Genomic DNA, 633 nt, shown 5'->3' on the forward strand with positions numbered 1-633 from the left:
GGTTTATTAAGCAACGATGGGATAAATTTCTATGATAATACCATAAAATATTAAGGGAATTTAAATAACAAAAACCTGCCTTTGAAAAGGCAGGTTTTTTTCAGACGGCCTTTGAGCCGTTAAAGATTTTGCAAACGTTCGACAGAAGGTGCGTAGTAGTAAGCACCTGATACGGCTTTAGACAAATGTTTCAGCAGTAAGTCGGTTTTGCCGTCAGATTCGCCGAACATATTGAGCAGTTGAACTTCAATATTGTGCAGCGTGTTGCAATAGGAAGTGAACATCAAACCATGTTCGCCGCTGAGTTTGCCGAAGGGTAGGCTGCGGCGGACAATTTTCAGGCCAACGCCGTTTTCTTTAACATTGACGCGGCCGAGATGGGAATCTGGCAGGCGCACGTCTTTGCTGAATTCGTCATTGGTTTCTTTGCTGCGGCCAACGCTGGCTTCTTGTTCGGCAGTGGGAACGGCATCCCATTTTTTCAAATCGTGCAGGTATTTTTGCAGCAAAACATAGCTGCCGCCGGCATCAGGCTTGCCTTCGGGAATAATGGCGACATTGCGCACATTGTCATCGCCCTGCGGATTTTCCGTACCGTCGACAAAACCGTCCAAGCCGCGGTCTTCATACAGG

General features: G+C 46.9%; 1 protein-coding gene. It reads right to left on the minus strand.

Features of this window, described 5'->3' with window-relative positions; genetic code table 11:
- Positions 1 to 119: 119 nt before the first annotated feature.
- A partial coding sequence (locus tag ACTHUR_RS15370; RefSeq protein ID WP_440399498.1) for a Dyp-type peroxidase occupies positions 120 to 633 on the minus strand: 514 nt, incomplete at its 5' end.

The sequence above is a fragment of the Neisseria sp. P0021.S007 genome (genome assembly GCF_051956855.1).